Annotated in this window: 16 protein-coding genes and 1 pseudogene; 11 read left to right on the top strand and 6 right to left on the bottom strand. The window is 29.6% G+C overall.

The annotated features are described in order from the left end of the window. Window positions 1–21 precede the first annotated feature (21 nt). Window positions 22–369, bottom strand: a complete 348-nt coding sequence (locus ABXT52_RS06010; protein WP_006997738.1) for a thiol-disulfide oxidoreductase DCC family protein — start codon at window positions 367–369, stop codon at window positions 22–24. A gap of 3 nt (window positions 370–372) precedes the next feature. Further along, the gene (locus ABXT52_RS06005; protein ID WP_415271653.1) at window positions 373–735 is read right to left on the bottom strand and encodes a rhodanese-like domain-containing protein; all 363 of its coding nucleotides are present in this window, start codon (window positions 733–735) and stop codon (window positions 373–375) included. A 110-nt stretch (window positions 736–845) separates the two neighbouring features. On the opposite strand from ABXT52_RS06005, the gene tldD reads away from it, so the two are divergent. Genes tldD through ABXT52_RS05990 form a run of 3 tightly spaced genes read left to right on the top strand, consistent with a single transcriptional unit; the run spans window position 846 to window position 4,551 of the window. Beyond that, window positions 846–2,258 (top strand): metalloprotease TldD, encoded by a 1,413-nt coding sequence (tldD, locus tag ABXT52_RS06000; RefSeq protein WP_415271652.1) that lies wholly within the window; start codon window positions 846–848, stop codon window positions 2,256–2,258. Window positions 2,259–2,263: 5 nt separating this feature from the next. Next, complete coding sequence (locus ABXT52_RS05995; protein WP_415271651.1) at window positions 2,264–3,583, top strand: TldD/PmbA family protein; 1,320 nt, start codon at window positions 2,264–2,266, stop codon at window positions 3,581–3,583. After that, window positions 3,580–4,551, top strand: coding sequence for an NAD(P)/FAD-dependent oxidoreductase (locus tag ABXT52_RS05990; RefSeq protein ID WP_415271650.1), 972 nt, complete (start codon window positions 3,580–3,582; stop codon window positions 4,549–4,551). The genes ABXT52_RS05995 and ABXT52_RS05990 overlap by 4 nt, the downstream gene beginning before the upstream one ends. Before the next feature lie 2 nt (window positions 4,552–4,553). Here ABXT52_RS05990 and ABXT52_RS05985 read toward each other — a convergent pair whose 3' ends face one another. Beyond that, the gene (locus ABXT52_RS05985; RefSeq protein ID WP_415271649.1) at window positions 4,554–5,234 is read right to left on the bottom strand and encodes a DUF6134 family protein; all 681 of its coding nucleotides are present in this window, start codon (window positions 5,232–5,234) and stop codon (window positions 4,554–4,556) included. A 54-nt stretch (window positions 5,235–5,288) separates the two neighbouring features. Here ABXT52_RS05985 and ABXT52_RS05980 point away from each other — a divergent pair, with 54 nt between their 5' ends. Then, window positions 5,289–5,936, top strand: coding sequence for a YczE/YyaS/YitT family protein (locus ABXT52_RS05980; protein ID WP_415271648.1), 648 nt, complete (start codon window positions 5,289–5,291; stop codon window positions 5,934–5,936). On the opposite strand, the gene typA is transcribed toward ABXT52_RS05980, so the two are convergent. Continuing rightward, entirely contained in the window at window positions 5,933–7,759 is a 1,827-nt protein-coding gene (gene typA / locus ABXT52_RS05975) for a translational GTPase TypA (RefSeq protein ID WP_415271647.1), read from the bottom strand. The two genes, ABXT52_RS05980 and typA, sit on opposite strands and share 4 nt — an antisense overlap. A gap of 195 nt (window positions 7,760–7,954) precedes the next feature. On the opposite strand from typA, the pseudogene ABXT52_RS05970 reads away from it, so the two are divergent. The 3 genes and pseudogenes from ABXT52_RS05970 (at window position 7,955) to ABXT52_RS05960 (ending at window position 12,069) form a co-directional block, all read left to right on the top strand. Continuing rightward, window positions 7,955–9,800 (top strand): annotated as a pseudogene (locus ABXT52_RS05970) (DEAD/DEAH box helicase). Window positions 9,801–10,186: 386 nt separating this feature from the next. After that, on the top strand, window positions 10,187–10,855 hold the full coding sequence (locus ABXT52_RS05965; RefSeq protein WP_415271646.1) for an FkbM family methyltransferase: 669 nt from the start codon (window positions 10,187–10,189) through the stop codon (window positions 10,853–10,855). Between the two features lie 416 nt (window positions 10,856–11,271). Continuing rightward, window positions 11,272–12,069 (top strand): hypothetical protein, encoded by a 798-nt coding sequence (locus ABXT52_RS05960; protein ID WP_415271645.1) that lies wholly within the window; start codon window positions 11,272–11,274, stop codon window positions 12,067–12,069. 73 nt (window positions 12,070–12,142) lie between these two features. Here the strand turns inward: ABXT52_RS05960 and groL are convergent, their stop codons facing one another. Both groL and groES read right to left on the bottom strand, forming a co-directional pair. Beyond that, complete coding sequence (gene groL / locus ABXT52_RS05955) at window positions 12,143–13,807, bottom strand: chaperonin GroEL (protein ID WP_415271644.1); 1,665 nt, start codon at window positions 13,805–13,807, stop codon at window positions 12,143–12,145. A 24-nt stretch (window positions 13,808–13,831) separates the two neighbouring features. Next, on the bottom strand, window positions 13,832–14,122 hold the full coding sequence (gene groES / locus ABXT52_RS05950; RefSeq protein ID WP_415271643.1) for a co-chaperone GroES: 291 nt from the start codon (window positions 14,120–14,122) through the stop codon (window positions 13,832–13,834). Between the two features lie 123 nt (window positions 14,123–14,245). Here groES and ABXT52_RS05945 point away from each other — a divergent pair, with 123 nt between their 5' ends. Genes ABXT52_RS05945 through ileS form a run of 4 tightly spaced genes read left to right on the top strand, consistent with a single transcriptional unit; the run spans window position 14,246 to window position 18,705 of the window. Continuing rightward, window positions 14,246–15,064 (top strand): TIGR01459 family HAD-type hydrolase, encoded by an 819-nt coding sequence (locus ABXT52_RS05945; RefSeq protein WP_415271642.1) that lies wholly within the window; start codon window positions 14,246–14,248, stop codon window positions 15,062–15,064. A gap of 3 nt (window positions 15,065–15,067) precedes the next feature. Further along, window positions 15,068–15,325 carry a hypothetical protein gene (locus tag ABXT52_RS05940; protein WP_415271641.1) on the top strand — a complete coding sequence of 86 codons (258 nt, stop codon included), beginning with the start codon at window positions 15,068–15,070 and terminating at the stop codon, window positions 15,323–15,325. Further along, window positions 15,282–15,986 carry a riboflavin biosynthesis protein RibF gene (ribF, locus tag ABXT52_RS05935; RefSeq protein WP_415271640.1) on the top strand — a complete coding sequence of 235 codons (705 nt, stop codon included), beginning with the start codon at window positions 15,282–15,284 and terminating at the stop codon, window positions 15,984–15,986. Before ABXT52_RS05940 ends, ribF begins: the two co-directional genes overlap by 44 nt. A 1-nt stretch (window position 15,987) precedes the next feature. Then, the gene (ileS, locus tag ABXT52_RS05930; protein ID WP_415271639.1) at window positions 15,988–18,705 is read left to right on the top strand and encodes an isoleucine--tRNA ligase; all 2,718 of its coding nucleotides are present in this window, start codon (window positions 15,988–15,990) and stop codon (window positions 18,703–18,705) included.

Here is an 18,705-nt window from a genome sequence, read left to right as displayed (position 1 = left end):
CCTCATCTCAACATTGAAAACTTATTTTAAAAGTTGTTTTTTATTTTTTAAAAATAAAAAGAAAGCAATAATTTCATAAAAAAATGAAAATAAAGTAAAAATTATAGGAGTTTTAAAAAAACTATAAAGAAACTTATATTTAGGAATTTTTTTCCATACTAATAAAAAAGCTTCTGCTCCTCCTATCACTTTCTCCCCATCTTTAATATGAAGTCTGCGTAGAAGGTTCTTGGCATTTCTTTGAGTTTCTATTTCTGCTGATTTATTATTTGTAATATCCACCCATTCTATGTCTTTAATGTTTTGCTTTTTATATAAATTTATTTCAGCACGACAAATTTTACAGGAATTATTAAAATAAACTTTCACAATCTATTTTTTATCTTTCCAAGCTGTCATTCCACCAGTCATATTTTTCACATTTTTTATTCCCATTTCCTGCATAGTTTTTGTTGCAAGTGTGCTTTGACCTCCAAGACCACAAAAAACTATATATTCTTTTTCAGGATTTTTTTTAAACATTTCATTTTCTAAAGGACTACCATCAGCTAGATAAAATTCTAATAAGCCTCTTTCCAAATTTATAGCATTACCAATAGTCTCTGATTCAAAGCTATTTTTATCTCTTACGTCTATAAATTGAATATTTGGGTCATTTAGTTTTTCTTTAGCTTCTTCAATGGAAATATTATTTATCTCGTTAGAAACGTTCATTAATTCATCAAATTTTTTCATTATATTGTCCTTTTTTTTAATTTATTCCTAAAATTATAGAAAATCCGATAGATTGTATATGTGCGAAATACGACAATTGAAAAAATAATTATAACTATTATTTGTTATCTATGAATGATTTTTTTACCAAAACAGATTTATCAAGAAAAGATGCTGAAAGTATTATATCAGAAACATTAAATAATTGTGACGATGGTGAGCTTTATTTAGAAAATTCTAAAAGTGAATCTATTGTACTTGATGATGATAAAATAAAGAGTTCTAGTTATAGTTCTGACCTAGGATATGGCTTAAGAGCTGTAACAGGTGAAGTGGTAGCTTATTCTCACTCAAATGAAATTTCAAAAAAATCATTAAATCAATCTGCTAACAATCTAAGCTCAACATTGAAATCTCAAAAAGGTATCTACAATCATGAAATTCCACGATCTAATGAAAAATTTTATAAAGATGTTAATCCAATAGAAGAAAAATCATTACAATCTAAATTAGATCTTTTAAAAGAAGTTAATAATTACACCAGAGCCAAAGGTGGAATGGTCCAACAAGTCACTGCTAGTTTTGCAGGTGAGCATAAATCAATAGAAATTATAAGATCTGGAGGTGAAGTCCTTACAGATGTTAGACCTTTAATTCGTTTTAATGTTTCAGTCATGCTTGAGAAAGATGGAAAAAAAGAAACAGGAGTTTATGGAATTGGTGGAAGACAATCCTACGATGAATATCTCAAAGATGATAATTGGAAAAAAGTATGTGATGAAGCATTTAGAATTGCCTCTGTAAACCTTGAAAGTAAACCTGCACCAGCAGGAGAAATGAAAGTTGTTTTAGGATCAGGTTGGCCAGCAATACTTATTCATGAAGCTATAGGACATGGCCTTGAAGGTGACTTTAATAGAAAAAAAACATCTGCCTTTCATAATTTAATGGGTCAAAGAGTTGCTAGTGAAGGTGTTACTATTGTTGATGATGGAACTCTTCACAACAGAAGAGGAAGCTTAACAATCGATGATGAGGGAACACCAACTGAAAAAACTGTTTTAATAGAAAATGGTATATTGAAAAATTTTATGCAGGATCGATTAAATGCAAGATTAATGAATACAAGATCCACTGGTAGTGGAAGACGAGAAAGTTACAAACATGTTGTTCTACCAAGAATGAGAAATACCATGATGTTAAATGGAAAATATTCTCAAGAAGAGATGATTAAATCAGTTGATAAAGGAATATTTGCGGTAAGTTTTGGAGGTGGACAAGTTGATATTACTTCGGGAAAATTTGTATTTAACTGCACGGAGGCTTATGAAATTATTAACGGTAAAATTGGATCACCCATTAAGGGTGCAACATTAATTGGCGATGGTCCTTCAATTTTAAAAGAGGTTTCATTAGTTGGAAATAACATGATGCTTGATCCAGGTATTGGAACTTGTGGAAAAGCTGGACAAGGTGTTCCAGTAGGTGTGGCGCAACCATCGATCCTAATTGACAAAATGACGGTTGGTGGAACTCAATTATAAATCATATGGTTAAAGATCAAGATTATTTAAAAAAGACAGCTTCCTTTTGTATAGATTTAGCAAAAAAACTTGGAGCAACAGATTCAAGTGCAGCTGTTATGCACTCCATTTCAGAAACAGTAAATTTCAGAAACAAAAAATTAGACGAATCTGATAGATCGGATAGCCTAGGCGTTAGTCTTACAACTTATATCGGCAAAAAAAAATCTAGTATTTCTTCTTCAAATCTTACAGAAGAAAATATCAAGACATTGGTAGAAAGATGCATTGAGACAACAAAAATTACTCCAGAAGATGAATATAATTCATTACCAGATAAAGACTTACTGGCTAATAAAATAAATGATCTAAATTTATATGATGATGACCATATAGAGAATGATGAAAAAATTGAATATTTAAAAGAAGTAGAAGAGGCTGCATTTCAAAAAAAAGAAATTATTAATACAGAAACTGGTTTCTCCGAGTCAAAATCAAATTTTATATTAGCAAGCAGTGATGGTTTTTTAAATGGTTATAAGTCTTCTTCTTTTTCAGCTTCATGTGTTGCTGTAGCAAAAGATTCTAATAATAAAATGGAGAGAGATTATGAATTTACCAGCACTTGTCATCTAAATGACATGTTAAAACCTAGCCAAATTGGTGACATGGCAGCAAAAAAAACACTACAAAAATTAGATCCAAGAAAAATAGAAAGTGAAAAAATTAGCATCGTCTTTGATAGGAGAATTTCAAAAGGAATATTGAGTGCTTTTGCAAGTGCAATATCTGCCTCATCTATTGCAAGAGGTACATCTTTTTTAAAAGATAAAATTAATGAAGAAATTTTTACGTCTTCAATAAATATTTTTGATAAACCCAATATAGCTAAAGGATTGGGGTCAAGGTATTTTGATTCCGAGGGAGTGAAAACTGATGAACTAAAATTGATAGATCGAGGTGTTTTAAAGCATTATTTAGTAGATACCTATAATGGAAAAAAGCTAAATCTTAAGTCAAACGGTAGAAGTGGAGGAACAAGTAATTTATTTTTTGAAAAAGGGTCTATCTCATATAAAAATCTTTTAAAACTAAATTCAAGAACTCTTTATATTACAGAAACAATTGGACATGGAAGTAATCTGGTTACAGGAGATTATTCAGTTGGTGCTAACGGATTTATGGTTGAAGATGGAGTATTTAAATATCCCGTTAGTGAAATTACAATAGCTGGAAATTTTAAAGATATATTTAAGAACATAACACTAGCAGATGATCTTGAGTTTAAATATTCAACGAATGCACCAACAATGTTAATTGAAGGTATGGTTGTTGCTGGGAAATGAAGGATTTCTGTATTATTGGCTCAGGTATTTCTGGTGCAACAATTGCTAAAGCGCTCAGTAAAAAATTTTCACTAGATGTTTACGATAAAGCAAGAGGAGCCGGAGGAAGATCAGCTAATAAAAAGCTTAATAAAAATGAAAGTTTTGATCATGGTGTTCAATATATTTCACCAAAAAGTGACGAATTTAAAAAATTTATAAAAAGTTTAATTTCAAAAAAAATTGTTAAAAAATGGCCAGGTAAACATTTATTTTTAAATACTGATAAGAAAGAAGACAAAAAACATATTAAGATAATTGGAAAAAAGGGTAATAACGCAATCAGCAAATATCTATTAAAAGATATCAACTGTAATTTTAATAGCAAAGTTATTAAAATTTTTAATAAAAATAAAGTGTGGGAAATATATTTTTCTGACGGGTCAAAAAAATTATATAAATCGTTAATATTAACCTGTCCATTTCCTCAATTAAAAAAACTTTCAAAAAAATATATTAACCATTCATTTATTAATCAAAGAATAATAATGGATGCCAATATAACAGTCATGATGACTATTAAAAAAAGCAAACTTAATATTAGTAGCTATTTTTTTAATGATAAAATTTTAGGTTGGGCTGGAAATGAAAATAGTAAAATGCGTTTTAAAAGTAAAAATGATCTTTGGACCTTGCAAAGTACGTACTTATGGGCAAATAAAAAAATTGAAAAAAATCGAGAAAATAAAAAATTGAACACCAAGATTATGATTGAACAGTTTTTTAAACTTACAGGCATCAAAAAAACTAAAGTTTTATTTTCATTAAACCATAGCTGGAAATATTCATCCAACTCAAAACCTTTGAGAATTAAAAGTTATTGGAATTCTTCTTTAAACCTTGGGGTTTGTGCAGATTGGTTTGTTGGACCTAGACTCGAGTCAGGATGGATAAGTGCTCAAGATCTTTCTAATAAAATAAATAGATAGTTTTATTCAAACTTTTTAACCTTATATTCCCAATTTCCCAATCTAGAATAAGTAACTTTTAAAATTAATGAATTTTTTTTATCAAACCATATATCAAAATTAAGTCTTTTATCTTTTGGTAAAGACATGTCTTTTGAGGTTAATTTAAAATGATCTACGTCGTAAGTTTTACCGTAGAGTTCGATTTTTTCTTTAGCAATAAAGGTTACCACTTGTTCTTTGACGCTACCTGATACAGGACTAATTTGACTATCAGTTTGTAAAATTTTGTGGCTCCACCAGTTACCAACTATGTTATTTGCTGATGCTATACCATTATAGGAAGAACCTTGAATATCAAATTTATTTGTTTGTTCATTAAATTCTAAATTTACATATTTTTTTTTATCATTTTGAAGTGTTTTAGAGTTAAAAGAAATTAATTGATCTTTAATATATTTTTCCTCTCCATAACCTTCAATTTCAAAAATTGTTGCCCCAAATAATTTTACCGTAAATTTAATTTGATTTGTAACTGTTGTCTTATCTCCATCCTTTTTGAAAAAATAATAATTATAACCAATAACTTCACCATCTTTTAAAATCTCCATTTCAATTTTATTAAATTTATTATAATGCGCTATATGAGCATTAGAGCTGAATGAATATGTTAAGAATAATATTAGTATAAAAAATTTTTTCATAAAGTAGTAACAATAATAGACTTTAGTTTTAAAAGAAGTAATTTATTGAAAAATATGTTCTTAAAAATAAAAAATATTCCCAAAGTATATTGGAGTTCTGAAAAACCATTAAATCTTAAACCAAAAATTTCAACTTTCCTTTTTTTGTGTCTTGGATTAACTTTATTTGGGCTTGGCGAAGGATTATTGATAGTCTCTTTTGCTGGGGCTTCGCCTTGGTCTGTTCTTGCACAAGGTATTGCATTGAATGTTGATTTCTCTACTGGAATAATAACTGTATTTGTGAGTATAGGTGTTTTGCTATTATGGGTACCACTAAAACAAAAACCTGGAATTGGAACAATCTTAAATGCAATAATTATTGGGTTAATGATTGATGTCTGCATAAAATTTGTGCCAACTCCTGATAATTATATTTCTCAAATACTTTTGGCAATTATAGCGGTACTCACTGTAGGACTAGGTGGAGGTATCTATTTAGTTGCTAATTTAGGAGCTGGACCAAGAGACGGACTAATGGTGGGCTTACAAAAAAAAACAAATTTACCAATTGCTACTGTTAGAGCTTTTCTTGAAATTACAGTGATGTCCATAGGTTGGTATCTTGGAGGAACTGTAGGAGTTGGAACTTTATTATTCGCTCTTGGAATAGGACCTTCTGTTGCTCTTAGTTTATTTATTGTTGGAAAGTCTTTTAATTAAAGGGGTGTTGAAGATTTTTCGTTCTTTTTCCTATCATTAGGATTGAGAATTGCTTTTCTTAATCTAAGAGATTTAGGGGTAATTTCTAATGCCTCATCAGTGTTTAACATGCTTAGCTGTTCTGCAATTGACATTTGTCTTACTGGAGTTAACACAACATTTTCGTCAGTTCCTTGAGTTCTCATATTGGTTAATTGTTTGCCCTTCATAACATTGATAATCATATCACCAGCTTTTGGGGCCAATCCAACAATCATTCCCTCATAAACAGGATCATTATGAGTTACAAACATTTCACCTCTAGCCTGTAAGTTAAATATAGCAAATGCAACAGCTTTTCCATTTGCCATTGAAATTAAAGCACCATTTTTTCTGCCATCCATTTCACCTTCAAATTTTCCATAACCATGGAAGATTCTATTAATTACACCAGTACCCTTTGTTAAAGTTAAAAATCTACTTGTGTAACCCATCAAGCCTCTTGTTGGTGCATGAAAGATTAATCTTTTTTTATCTTTCCCTGTATCCTTAAGATCAAGTAATTTACCTTTTCTTCTATTCATTGAGTCAATAATTTTTGATGAAAACTCTTCATCTACATCAACAGTAATTTCTTCAATCGGTTCCATTCTATTTCCACCTTCATCTTTTTGGTATAAAACTTTTGGAGGACTTACTGTCATTTCAAAACCTTCACGTCTCATTTGTGTTAATAAGATTTCAAGCATTAACTCGCCACGACCACTAATTACAAAAGCATCTACGTTTGCATTTTGAGAAAAAGAAATTCCAACATTGTTCTGTGCTTCAGTGACTAATCTGTCTCTGATTTGAGTGCTCGTTAATTTTTTACCTTCTGTTCCAGCTAAAGGTGAACTATTTACACTTATAGTAATAGACATTGTTGGAGGATCTATTGGAGTTGCTGGAAGTGGATCGTTTACTTCAAGATCACAAATTGTATCTGCTACATTAGCTTTTTCTAAACCTGCAATTACAACAATATCTCCTGCTTCACCAACTTCAATGGGTACTTTCTTTGTTCCTTCATACCTAAAAATTTTAGTTAATCTACCTTCATCAACTTTCTCACCTTTAAGATTTATTGCTTTAATAGGCTGGTTAGCTTTTGCTGTTCCTTGAGATATTTTTCCAACCAAACTTCTACCCAAGAAACTATCTGCGTATAATAAAGTAGATAGCATTGCGAAAGGTTTAGTTTTATCAAGATCTGCTGGCTTAACATGTTCTATAATTAAATCTAATAATGGGTGTAAATTTTCTCTTGGTCCATCTACTTCTTTATCTGCCCATCCAGATCTGCCACTTGCATACATAACTGGAAAATCTAACTGTTCTTCGTTTGCATCTAAACTTACAAATAAGTCAAATGTTTCATCTAAAACTTCATTAGCTCTTTGATCAGCTTTATCCAGTTTGTTAATTACAACAATGGGCTTTAAACCTTGCTTAAGAGCTTTTGCTAACACGAATTTTGTTTGTGGCATTACACCTTCAGCAGAATCAATTAATAATAAAGCACCATCAGCCATACTTAAAACACGCTCTACTTCAGCTGCAAAATCTCTGTGACCTGGTGTATCGATAATATTAACTCTAGTACCTTGCCAATCAATAGAAGCAGGTTTAGCTAGAATAGTAATTCCTCTTTCTTTTTCCAACTCCCCAGAGTCCATCAATCTTTCATCTACAACTTCATTTTCTCTAAATGAACCACTTTGTTTCATTAGATTATCAATCATAGTTGTTTTACCATGGTCAACGTGAGCGATAATTGTGATGTTTCGAATATTGTTACTCATAATTTGACGCTCTTATACATTAATTGAGTCATTTGAAAACTTAAAAAAAATCAATATTTACTCACTTAAATTAATTATTCTAAAAATTCACTTCTTGTGATTGTTATAAAAACGTATAGATATCGCTATATAAATTAGACGTATTAAAGGATTAAGAGCATATCTCCTTAAATTTTAAAAAATCTAAATACCTAAATGGAAAACTTTAAATTACTAAAAATAGAAGATTCGTTAAAGAATTCATTGGAAAAAATGAAGTTTACGAAACCAACTCCAATTCAAGCAATGGCAATTCCTGTTGCTTTAGAGGGAAAAGATATTTTAGGAACAGCTCAAACAGGAACTGGAAAAACATTGGCATTCAGTATTCCTCTAATAAATAAGTTAATATTAGATAAGAATGCATTTGCATTAGTTATGTGTCCAACTAGAGAGCTTGCAACTCAAGTAATGGCCGCAATTAAAAGCATTATTAGTGATAAAATTAATATTAAAACTGCTTTGCTTATTGGTGGAGAGGCAATGCAAAAACAGCTTAGACAACTAGGTAATAGATCAAGAATAATAGTTGGAACTCCTGGAAGAATTAACGATCACTTAAAAAGAAAAAGCTTAAATTTATCAGCTACTAAATATCTAGTATTAGATGAAACTGATAGAATGCTGGATATGGGTTTTACCCCTCAAATAGAATTAATTTTAAAATTTGTTCCAAAAGATCATCAAACTTTATTATTTTCTGCAACACTACCTCAGAATATTGTTAGAATTTCTGAGAGATATCTAAATAAGCCTCAAAGAATTTCAACAGGGTCAACATCAGTACCTATTGCAAAAATTAAACAAGAAACTCTTCAAGTTTTTAAAGAGAATAAATACGATCAACTAGTAGACCAATTTATAGCAAGAAAAGGATCAATATTAGTTTTTGTTAAAACTAAAAGAGGTGCTGATAAAATGGTTAAGCGTCTTAAAGAAGAGGGTCATTCAGCGGATGCTATTCATGGAGATCTTCGTCAAAGTAAAAGAGATCGTGTAATTACCTCATTTAGAAAAGGCCTTAAGAGAATATTAATTGCAACAGATGTTGCTGCAAGAGGTTTAGATATTCCTTTAATTCAACATGTAATTAATTTTGATCTTCCACAAGTACCAGAAGATTACGTCCACAGAATTGGAAGAACTGCTAGAGCAGGAACAGAAGGTTCTGCTTTAACTTTTCTTACTCCAGATGATAGATCGATGTGGAATGAAATTAGTAAATTAATTGATCCAAATTTTAAACCTGCGCCTCGTGGCGCAAGAGGAGACTCAAGAGGAGGAAAAAGAGGAAAAGCTCCTTACAATAAAAAAAGAAAATTCAGAGATGAAAAAAAATCATTTGGTAAAGGAAGACCTGACCGATCATCAAGAGATGGAGAGAAAAAAAGTTTTGGTTATAAAGGAAAATCTAGTTTTGGAGATAAGTCAAAACCATCTAGTTATGGAAGATCTAGCTCATCATCAAGAGATGGAGAGAAAAAAAGTTTTGGTTATAAAGGAAAATCTAGTTTTGGAGATAAGTCAAAACCCTCTAGTTATGGAAGATCTAGCTCATCATCAAGAGATGGAGAGAAAAAAAGTTTTGGTTATAAAGGAAAATCTAGTTTTGGAGATAAATCAAAACCCTCTAGTTATGGAAGATCTAGCTCATCATCAAGAGATGGAGAGAAAAAAAGTTTTGGTTATAAAGGAAAATCTAGTTTTGGAGATAAGTCAAAACCCTCTAGTTATGGAAGATCTAGCTCATCATCAAGAGATGGAGAGAAAAAAAGTTTTGGTTATAAAGGAAAATCTAGTTTTACTAAAAAAAATGAATCGAAACCAACAGGCTTTACAAATAATCCTAAATATTTTGGAAAAAAAACATCTGAAAATTCATCAACGAGTGGAGAAAAAAAAAAGCTCTAGTTTAGATGGAAAAAAGAAGTTTAAAAGTAGAAGTGACAGACCCAAAAGCTTTACCTTTAAAAAACATAGTCAAAAAAGACCTAAAGTCTAAGACTTTTTAGATTTCTCTTTTTTATTTTTTCTTTTTTCTTTTAGGCTTAATTTTGGCTTTTTAGCAGTGCTAGAGTCTTTAAATGATTTTCCACTATATCTTTTTGACATACCTTAATCATATAACAGCTTAATAAAAAAGAGCCACTAAATAGGTGATATTAGAATTTCTTTTGAAAATGATGAGGCTATATTCTCATTTATTTAATCAATAAATCCTTGTTTACCTACATTATTTTAAAACCGCTCATCAGGCCTTATCACTAATTATTGATCTCAAAAAGGGAGCCCAAAAGATGAGTTTATTAATTTCATAAAAATAATTTATGATACGACATTTAAGCTTTAATTTTATTTTTATGATATAAAAAAGTAACTATTAAAAATATGAATTTATTTTATATATTAAAACAAACATATTTTAAAAGAATAAATAAAAATTACTTTTCACAATTTGGAGAAGATAAAATAATTAGAGAGTTAATTAAACCAAATTATAAAAATGGTTTTTATGTTGATGTTGGATGCTACCATCCAAAAAAACATTCAAATACTTATTTATTGTATAAAGAAAAAAAATGGAATGGAATAAATATTGATATAGAGCTGGATAAAATAAACGCATTTAAATTATCTAGACCAGGAGATGAAAATATTTGTAGTCCAATTTCAAATAAAAAAAGTTATGTAAAAACTGTTAAATATCAAAATTTTGGTATTGGATCTCATGTTATAAAAAGTAGTAAATATTCAAAATATTCATTTTTAACAAAGACATTAGATGAAGTGTTATTAAAATCTAAATATAAAAATAGACAAATAGACTTACTTAATATTGATGTTGAGGGAACTGATTTCAAGGTTTTAAAATCTTTGAATTTAAAAAAATATAAACCTAAAATAATTATAATTGAAACTCATAACAAAGATATTAATAAAATCTTACAATCAAATATTTATAAATATTTAATAAAATTTAAATATAAGTTAAGAAGCTGGAGTTTTTATTCACTTATATTTATTTTGCCAAATTCAAAAATTTTATTAGACCGATAATCTATTAAAAAAAATTTTAATATAGAAGAAAAACACCACTCAAAAATTCTCAAACCTATTATTATGTCTTTAGAGGATTAAAAAACCTTAAAACTTTCATTCTAAGAATTCTAACCCAAACAAATCAACATTTATTTTACTACTTTGAAATTGTTTGGTAGCCTAAGTGGTCTCAAATAATAGACTCATTTGATGATTTTTTCTTCGTGCTTTTTTCGTGCTTTCTTCGTGCTCTAATAAAATGTTGGGACAAAAAAAAAGCCCAGTAAAAACTGGGCTTTTTATAATTTTTAGTAAAGTGAACGGGTTTACATTCTCATTCACTAGTTCAGTAAGTCTTAATTTACTTATCTTTTCTTAAAATTGTTCATCTATGTTCATCTAAATTAGAGTTAAATTCAAAAGGAACTCAAAAGATGACTTCATTAAGGAGAGCAGTTAAAATGATTTTAATGAAAAAAATATCTTTATATATATCTCTAGTTTTGATGTTTTTTGTTTTTACATCATATTCTAACGCAGAAAATAAAGTTAATTTTACTGTTAGTGCAAGCGAAGATTTTACTGGTAAAGAATTTAAAAGTGATAAAAAAGGTTGTGGATTAAAGAAGTATCAAAAAGGTAACCGAGATAAGGAATCTGTTTTAAATATCTTTTATTCAAAAAACTCTACAATTAAAGGTGGAAAATTTGAATGCAGTCTTCAAAATGTAATATATGCTAAATGGAATTTAAATTTAATTATATCATCAGTTAATGCTAGCAAAGGTTCAGATAATGCTTTTGAAATTAGAAATTCAAATGCAATAATTAAAGATAGTAAATTTTCTTTCTCACCTCAAAATAAGTGTGTTGAAGGTGAAAATGGCTTACTTGTTTTTTACAATAATATTTTAGAAAATTGTGAGCAGGGATTTGATATTGAAAAAACTGATAGTTCAGAATTTACTGCAGTTATTTTTCTAAAAAATGAATTTATATCAATTGGACATGATGCTTTCAATTGTCACGATAGATATGATAAAAAAGCAAATAAAGTTTATTTGTTTCTAAAAGACAACACATTTAAAAAAAAAGGTAAAAAATTTAAAAAATTTGGAAAAAATAGTAATTGTAAAAAAAGATTTAAAATTTCTGCAGAATTAGAAGATGCGATATTAAATTCTGATTTTGATAAAATAGAAATTATAGTTAAGAAAAAAATTAAAAATTAAAATAAAAAAACCCTCGAAGTGTTTAACAACGAGGGTTTTCTAAACTTTTTAAAGTGTAGGTTGAGGAACCGTATTACATGCCCATGCCACCCATGCCACCCATGCCACCCATTCCACCAGGCATTCCACCGGGCATTCCGCCAGCGCCAGCGTCTTTATCATCTGGTTTGTCAGCAATCATAGCTTCTGTAGTTACAAGTAATCCAGCAATCGAAGCAGCATCTTGTAAAGCTGTTCTTACAACTTTAACAGGATCGATGATACCTTTTGCAAACATATCAACGTACTCTTCGTTCTGAGCATCGTAACCCATATTCTTTTTATTTTGCTCAAGTAATTTTCCAACTACAACTGAACCATCAACTCCAGCATTTAAAGTTATTTGTCTAATAGGAGATTGTAAAGCTTTAGCAACTAATGCAACACCAGCTTTTTGATCGTCTCCTTTAACTTTAAGTGTGTCAAGACTTTGTGAAGCATATAAAAGAGCACAACCACCACCAACTACTATACCTTCTTCAGCAGCAGCTCTAGTTGCGTTAAGAGCATCTTCAACTCTATCTTTTCTTTCTTTAACTTCTACTTCAGTTGCGCCACCAACTTTGATTACAGCAACTCCACCAGCAAGTTTAGCTAGTCTTTCTTGAAGTTTTTCTTTGTCATAATCAGAAGTTGTTTCGCCTACTTGTTGTTTAATTTGACCACATCTAGCTTCAATTTCAGATTTCTTACCATTGCCGCTAATAATTGTAGTGTTATCTTTATCAACCTTTATTCTTTTACAAGAACCAAGATCAGTAAGTTTAACATTTTCAAGTTTAACACCGATATCTTCAGAAATAACCTGACCACCTGTTAAAATTGCAATATCATCAAGCATTGATTTTCTTCTATCACCAAAACCGGGTGCTTTAACTGCAACAACTTTTAAACCACCTCTAAGTTTATTTACTACAAGAGTTGCAAGAGCTTCGCCCTCAACATCCTCAGAAATAATCATTAGTGGTCTTCCAGATTGCACAACTGCTTCTAAAAGGGGAACCATTGGTTGTAAGTTAGTTAACTTCTTTTCATGCAATAAAATGTAAGGGTTTTCTAACTCAGTAGTCATTTTTTCAGCGTTAGTGATAAAGTAAGGTGATAGATAACCTCTATCAAACTGCATACCTTCAACAACGTCTAACTCAGTTTCAACTCCTTTAGCTTCTTCAACAGTGATTACACCTTCATTACCAACTTTTTGCATTGCTTTTGCAATCATGTTGCCAATTTCTTTATCACCATTAGCTGAAATAGTTCCAACTTGAGAAATTTCATCAGTGTCTTTAACTTTTTTTGCTGAAGCAATTAAGCTTGCTTTAACATGATCTACAGCAGCATCTATTCCTCTTTTAACATCCATAGGATTCATGCCTGCAGTAACATATTTTACACCTTCTTTAATAATTGCTTGTGCTAAAATAGTTGCTGTAGTTGTTCCATCACCAGCTTCCTCATTTGTTTTGCTAGCAACTTCTTTAACCATTTGAGCGCCCATGTTTTCAAATTTATCTTCAAGATCTATTTCTTTAGCTACAGAGACACCATCTTTAGTAATTCTTGGTGCACCGTAAGATTTATCGATCACAACATTTCTACCTTTTGGTCCAAGTGTAACTTTTACTGTGTTTGCAAGGATATCAACACCTCTTATCATTGCCGCTCTTGCTTCAGAGTCGAATTTTATAATTTTAGCCATTTTATTTTTCTCCTTTAAATTAAATTATTTGCCTGAAATACCCATAATGTCGGACTCTTTCATTATGCTGTATTCTTTGCTGTCTATTTTGATTTCAGTTCCTGACCATTTGCCAAAAAGAACTTTATCTCCAACTTTCACATCCATTGGAATTAGTTTTCCATCTTCAGTTTTTGCACCACCACCAACAGCAATCACTTTACCTTCTTGAGGCTTTTCTTGAGCTGTATCGGGGATAATTATTCCTCCAGCAGTTTTTTCACTACTGTCTAAAACTTCTATTAAAACTCTATCGTGTAACGGTTTAAATTTCATAAATTCTCCTTTTATTATGCGACTCATATAGCTATTAGGTGAACTATTTCAAGAGATGTTAAAAAAAATATGTGGGGTAAAAAACCAGAGAAATTGTGTTTTTTATAAGTTATACCTCCCATAATGACTAAAAATTTAGATAGTGATGGATTAAGATCGATCGTAGAGAATTATGATATTTTTTATATCGATTTATGGGGTGTGGTTCATAATGGGATAACTCTTCATAAAAACGCAATTGAAGCCTTAGAAGAGATCACTAAAATAAACAAAGACTATGTTCTTTTAACTAATGCACCAAGACCCAATAAAACAGTAAATAATTTTTTAGAAAAAATGGGAATGGATAAAGAAATTAGAGAAAAAGTTTATTCTTCAGGAGAAGCAGCACTGAATTATTTAAGAAAAAATTCTTTAGAAAAAAAGTTTTATCATGTGGGTCCACCAAGAGATTTTGATTTATTTTTAGATTTTAAAAAAAATAAGACTAATGACATTAAAGAAAGTTCATATTTACTCTGCACAGGTTTATTTGAAGAACAAGGTGTGGATTTAAATTATTACAAAGAATTATTCAAAGATCATCTTAATAAGAAAATGATATGTACTAACCCAGATTTAATTGTTGATAGAGGTGAAAAAAGAGAATTATGTGCAGGGTCTGTAGCACTTGTGTTTGAAAAAATGGGAGGAGAAGTTATTTATTTTGGAAAACCATTTCCTGAAGTTTATAATCAAGCAATTAATAATGAAGGAAAAAGAGTTTTATCTATTGGTGATAATTTAAATACAGATATTAAAGGAGCCAATTTTTTAAATTATGATGCTTTAATTATATCAAATGGAGTTCATAGAGATGAAATTAAAAAAGAAGGTATAGATGTAATTTCAAAGAAATATGAAGTTGTTGTAAATTTTATTCAAACAGAATTGAAGTGGTAGAAGATGAAGCTGTATAAAGATTTTAATATTTCAAAAAATCATAAAAAATCAATTATCTTAATTGGAAATTTTGACGGTGTTCATTTAGGTCATCAAAAATTATTTAAGCTAGCAAATACTTACAAAAAAAAATTTAATTTAAAGATTGGTGTTTTAACATTTGAGCCAATGCCTAAAATGTTTTTTAATAAAAACTTTAAAAATTTTAGAATTTCAAATGCAAATCAAAAAAAAAATAATTTTAGATCACTTAGGGGTTGATTTTATAATTACTAAAAAATTTGATAAAAAATTTTCTGCAATTAAATCTGATTTTTTTATTAAAGAAATTTTATCAAAAAAATTAGAAGCTCAATACATATTTGTTAGTAATAACTTTAGATTTGGCAATAAAAGGGAGGGAGATGTTAGGCAGTTAATAAAAGATGAAGAAAAATATCATTATAAAATAGTAAAACCACAACCACTAATCTTAAATAAAAAAATTATTTCTTCAACGTATATTCGCTCTCTTCTAGAAAAAGGACAATTAAAAAAAACTAATAAGTTATTAAGTCGAAATTGGTCAATTGAAGGAATTGTTCAAAAAGGAAGGCAACAAGGAAAAAAAATTGGTTTTCCAACCTGTAATATTGATATTAAGGATTATGTGATTGCGATGCCAGGAGTGTATGCTGTTAAAGTAAAACAAAAAAACTCAAATAAATCACTAAAAGGGATTGCTAATCTTGGTTATAGACCAACTTTTAATCAAAAAAAAATTTTATTAGAAGTGCATATTTTTAATTTTTCTGGAAATCTTTATAATAAGTATTTATCAGTAGAGTTCACAAAATTTATAAGAAAAGAGAAAAAATTCAAAAACGTTGAACAATTAAAAAAGCAAATTCAAAGTGACTTAAAAGTTGCTAAAAAAAGTTAACATGAGCAAAGAAAATATAAATTTACCTAAAACAGCTTTCTCCATGAAAGCAAATTTACAGAATAAAGAACCTGAAATTTTAGAATATTGGAAAAAAATTGATCTTTATAAAGAGCTGAGAAAATCCAATAAGGGTAAAGAGAAGTTCATACTTCACGATGGCCCACCATATGCGAATGGTAATATTCATATGGGGACTGCTTTAAATAAGATTTTGAAAGACATAATAGTAAAATTCCATCAGATGGATGGTAAAGATTCTGTATATGTCCCAGGGTGGGATTGTCATGGTTTACCTATTGAGTGGAAAATCGAAGAGCAATATAAAAAAAACAAAAAAAATAAAAATGAAGTTCCAATAACAGAATTTAGAAAAGAGTGTAGAGAATTTGCTGAAAAATGGATTGAAGTTCACAAAACACAATTTAAAAGATTAGGTGTTGTTGGAGATTGGGATAATCATTACGCAACAATGAGCTTTGAAGCAGAAGCCCAAATTGTAAGAGAATTAGGAAAATTTTTAAAAGAAGGAAGTCTTTATAGAGGGTTTAAACCTGTACTTTGGTCAACTGTAGAAAAAACTGCTTTAGCAGATGCTGAAGTTGAGTATCAAGATCATAAATCAGATACAATTTACACAGCCTTCCCAGTTAAAAAAACAAATATAAAAGAATTAGAAAATACAGAAGTCATTATATGGACAACTACTCCATGGACTATACCTGCAAATAAAGCACTGGCTTATAATGAGGCCTTAGATTATTTAATAATTGAATTAAGTGATGAAGGAGATTTTAAGAATAAAAAAATAGTTGTTGCAGAAGCTCTACTAGAATCTGTTATCAAAGATTGTGAAATCAAAAGTTACAAAGAAATAAAAAAATTTAAGGGTAAGGATTTTAAAGATACAATTTGCAGTCACCCTTTTTTAGAGCTTGGTTATGATTACGACATACCAATGCTTGAAGCAAGATTTGTTACAACAGAACAGGGAACGGGTATTGTTCATTGTGCACCCAGTCATGGTCCTGATGATTTTAACCTTTGTTTAAAACACGGGATAAAAGCTATAGAGACTGTAGATGGTGATGGTAAATATACTAAAAACCTTCCTTTATTTGAGGGAACTCATATTTTCAAAGCTAATCCGATTGTTATTGAAAAATTAAAAGAACAAAAAAAGTTATTATCTAATGGAGAGCTAATTCATTCATATCCGCATTCATGGAGATCAAAAGCACCCCTTGTTCATAGAGCAACTCCACAATGGTTTATTTCAATGGAAAGCCATGGCTTGAGAAAAAAAGCGTTAAAGGCTCTTGATGACACTAAATTTTATCCGGACAAAGGCAGAGAAAGAATAAAAGCAATGATTGAAACAAGACCAGACTGGTGTGTTTCAAGACAAAGAGTTTGGGGAGTTCCGCTTCCAATATTTGTTCATAAAACGACTAAAGAAATTTTAGTAGATGATAATGTTAATGAGAATATTGCAAGTATTTATGAAAAAGAAGGTTCTGATTGTTGGTTTTCTGATAGTCCTCAAAGATTTTTAGGGAATAAATATAAAGCAGAAGATTATGAAAAAATAAGTGATATTGTTGAAGTTTGGTTTGATAGTGGGTGCACACATGCATTTGTTCTGGAAAAAAGAGAAGATCTTCAATGGCCAGCATCAATGTATTTAGAGGGTTCTGACCAGCATAGAGGTTGGTTCCATTCATCACTTTTAGAATCTTGTGGAACAAGAGGTAGAGCGCCTTATGAATCGATATTATCACATGGATTTGTTGTGGATGGTAAAGGTCTCAAAATGTCAAAATCTGTAGGAAACGTAATTGCACCTGAGGATATTTTAAAAAAATATGGTGCAGATATTTTAAGAATATGGGTTGCATCATCTAATTATGCTGAGGATTTAAGAATTGATTATTCTATTTTAGAACAACACGCAGACTCTTATAGAAAAATTAGAAATACATTTAGATATTTACTAGGAAATTTAAATGATGATTTTAAAAAAGTAGATATAAAAAAATTGGATTTAAATCAATTACCAGAGTTAGAGCAATATATGCTTCATAGAATTTTTGAATTAAATAAAAATTTTAAAAACTATTTTAAATCATATGATTTTCATAATCTTTATAAGGAATTGTTAAACTTTTGCACTGTAGACCTATCTGCGTTTTATTTTGATATTAGAAAAGATGCTTTATACTGTGATAGTAAAAGCGCAGAGAGAAGAAAAAATTGTATTATTGTCTTAAATATAATTCTTGAATCTCTTATCAAATGGTTTGCACCAATATTGTCATTTACAACAGAGGAAATTTTTACTTTAATAAATAAAGATAACAAAAGTATTCATTTAGAAGAATTTATGGAATTTCCAAAATCATTTCAAAATGAACAATTAAATAAAAAATGGAAAGAGTTAAAAAAGATAAGAGATATTTGCAACGTTAGTATTGAAGCAAAAAGAGCAAGTAAAGAAATAGGCTCAAGTCTAGAAGCAAATCTTATAATAAGCTTAAATAAAAATTTAATAGAATTAATAAAAAATACTGATATGGCTGAGCTTTGCATAACATCTGCAGCAGAAATTATTGAAACTACGAGTAATGAAACTACAGTACAAACAAAAAAAGCAGAGGGAGAAAAATGCCCTGTTTGTTGGAAAATTAACAAAGATGGATGCGAAAGACATCCAAATTAG

The sequence above is a fragment of the Candidatus Pelagibacter sp. Uisw_121 genome (assembly GCF_047722545.1).
In the GTDB taxonomy this organism is placed as follows: domain Bacteria; phylum Pseudomonadota; class Alphaproteobacteria; order Pelagibacterales; family Pelagibacteraceae; genus Pelagibacter.
Note: the sequence above shows the minus strand (reverse complement) of the source record. Positions and strands in the feature narration are given on the sequence as shown.